A 795-nucleotide genomic window follows, 5' to 3' on the forward strand; every position below is an offset into this window, starting at 1 on the left:
GAAAGGCGTGAGCGATGACCGATGAGGCTGCCAGGGCGGACGAGGGCCTGGGATATGCCGTCAATGCCCCCTACTACGACCTGATCCTGCCGGAGGAGCACTGGGCCGGCCTCGCCACCGCGGTGGGCGGGCTGCTCAAGGATGCGCGGTCGGTGGCCGAGATCGGCGCGGGGACGGGTTACTTCACCGAGGCGATGCTGGGTTTCCTTCCCGCGGAGGCGGAGATCTTCGCGATCGAGCCCGCGCGCGTCATGCGGGCGGCGCTGGTCACGAGGCTGGTGAGGCACCCCGAGGCGGAGCGGCGGGTGACCGTGCTGCCGGGTGATGCGGCGACCGCCGATCCCGGAACAGGTGTCGACGCGGTCGTCCTTCTCAACCTGGTCATGCACTTCGCCCCGGCCGAGCGTGAGCGGCTGTGGCACAAGTGGGCGCAGGCACTGAATCCGGGCGGGCTGCTGATCGTGGAGGCCCAGTACCCGCAGAAGGCCGAGTCGGTTCCGGCCAGCGTGGTGCCGGGACGCACCCTCGGGCGCCGCCGGTACGACACGGTGTCGCGTGCGGACGCGATCGGCGACGACCTGATCCGCTGGGTGAACACCTACCGGACCTGGGAAGGTGACCGCCTCGTTCAGGAGGAGACCGCCGAGTTCGACTGCCACGTCATCGCCGACGAGCGGATGGCCGCAGAGCTGTCCGCCGCCGGGCTGTCGCCCGTCCCGGATGCGCCCGAGAACCTGCGCGTCTGGCGCCGGTGATGTCAGGCGGCCCCACGACCGTATGGGGCGAGCACCCGAC

The 795-nt window shown here is 70.8% G+C and carries 1 protein-coding gene; it reads left to right on the top strand.

Annotated elements, in window-relative coordinates; translation table 11 throughout:
• Positions 1–14: 14 nt before the first annotated feature.
• Positions 15–755, top strand: coding sequence for a class I SAM-dependent methyltransferase (locus tag ACTWPP_RS45005; RefSeq protein ID WP_443110620.1), 741 nt, complete (start codon positions 15–17; stop codon positions 753–755).
• The last annotated feature ends 40 nt before the right edge of the window (positions 756–795 follow it).

This window comes from Actinomadura sp. 3N407 (assembly GCF_052245875.1).
In the GTDB taxonomy this organism is placed as follows: domain Bacteria; phylum Actinomycetota; class Actinomycetes; order Streptosporangiales; family Streptosporangiaceae; genus Spirillospora.